Annotated in this window: 2 protein-coding genes; one reads left to right on the forward strand and one right to left on the reverse strand. The window is 65.7% G+C overall.

Features of this window, described 5'->3' with window-relative positions:
• Positions 1 to 676, reverse strand: a 676-nt coding sequence (locus tag I73_RS09905; protein WP_026096540.1) for a TonB-dependent receptor plug domain-containing protein, incomplete at its 3' end; no start/stop codon positions are given.
• Between the two features lie 158 nt (positions 677 to 834).
• On the opposite strand from I73_RS09905, the gene I73_RS27190 reads away from it, so the two are divergent.
• On the forward strand, positions 835 to 1,790 hold a 956-nt coding region (locus I73_RS27190; protein WP_148289765.1), incomplete at its 3' end, for an aminotransferase class I/II-fold pyridoxal phosphate-dependent enzyme.

Genomic DNA, 1,790 nt, shown 5'->3' on the forward strand with positions numbered 1-1,790 from the left:
GATCGATCACCGCATTGACGTTCGTGTCGGCGGCGGCACGGTCGGAGACGCCATTGACTGTCTGGCTCGTGACACTGAACCCCCGCAGGTTGAACGTCGGGGAGCCTTGCGGTGACTGGGCGAATCCGACGCCGCTGACATTGCCCAGCGCGTCCATGACGGAAGTCGCCTGCTGGGACTTGAGCACGTCCGCCGTGATGATGGTCACGGATGCCGGGGTGTCCATCAGGTCGGTGCCGCTGCGGGCTGCCGTGTCCGACAGGTCGGCCTTGAAGCTCGTCTCCGCCTTGCTGCGCTTGGCCAGAATCTCAACCGTCTGGATCTCCACCACCAAGGCCCCATGGCGCATCTGCATCACGAGGCTGCTGCCGGCAATGGCAGAGGCAACCGCGTCGCGCACACTCAACTGCCCCTTCACGGCCGGGGCAGTGCGCCCCTGGACGTCGCTGGCATCGAACCGGATGGGCTGCCCCGAGATTCGGGCAATCGCACTCAGGGTGTCCGACAGCGGCGCGGCCGGGAGGTCATAGAGGGCGGTGGCCTGTGCGGGCTGGGCAGCACCCTGCTGAGGCTCCGCAGCCTGGACAGAAGCCGCGGCGCAGACGGCGAATGCTGCGGCGATGGCGACGCAGACTTCTTTGGGTTGGAAGAGTCGGGTACCGGTGTGCTTGGACATGACGTGAACCTTGTGGACTGAGCGCCTCTCGAAAGCCTCGTTGGCAGCGTGCCCGCAGGTTAGCTTTTCACATCCTCGTAATGTCAGTACAGTTCTCCACATGGCGGCCAGCGCTGTACTGATCACGACATCAGGACGGTTCAACTGGTTTCCCCTATATGAAAGGGCTTTCCCCTATGCGCGAGCCTTCCATCGGCTCAGCGGCCATCCGCTTCAGTACAGATGATCTGGAGGAGGTGGCCAAGAACAACCCGAGAGCATCGCTCGTCGACCAGCTTTTTTCGCTCATTGCCGCCAAGGCGCATGCGCCAAAGTCCACACCCGGAGCCCGTTTGCCGTCCGTCCGGCAACTGGCCGAGGACTGCGGCCTCAGCCGCGACACCGTCGCCCGCGCCTACGAGCGGCTGGTCGCGCATGGCATTGTGGAAGCCCGCCGGGGCTCCGGCTATTTCGTGAAAGCCGGAACGCGCCGCCAGGCCTTGCCAGCGAACAAGCCTGCGCTGGAGGGGCCGGCCGCGGAAGGGCGGACCCGGTGGCGTGCCCTCCTCGTAAGCAGCAACCCCTCTCTGGTGACGAGGACAGGCAGCGGCTCCTTTCCCGACGGATGGCAGGACGAGGCGAGCCTGTCGGGGGCCGTGCGGACCATCTCGCGCCAGAGCGCCCGGATCATGACCCAGTACGGCGACGCCAGGGGCTACCTGCCCTTGCGCCAGCAACTGCAGATCAAGCTCCAGGAGATCGGCATCCACGTCGAACCGAACCAGGTGCTGGTGACGGGCGGCGCGATGGAGGCTATTCACCTGGTCTGCCAGGCCTTCCTGCGCCAAGGTGCGGTGAAAGTGCTGCTCGAAGACCCCTGCCCACCGCTGCTGGTGGACCGCATGCTGTCGACGGGCATGGAGGTCTACCGGGTGCCGCGCCTGTCCGATGGGCCCGACCTGGTGCAGATGCGCGAGATCTGCGAGAGGTTCCAGCCAACGGCCTTCTTCTGCAGCTCCGTGCTCCACAACCCGACCTGCACCCAGATCGCACCGCACAAGGCCTTCCAGGTCCTTCAGCTGGCGCAGGAATTCGATTTCACGGCCAGCGGTGGGCGTCCTGGCCCGGCGCCGGG

It is taken from the genome of Ideonella sp. B508-1 (assembly GCF_000333615.1).
In the GTDB taxonomy this organism is placed as follows: Bacteria; Pseudomonadota; Gammaproteobacteria; order Burkholderiales; family Burkholderiaceae_C; genus Ideonella.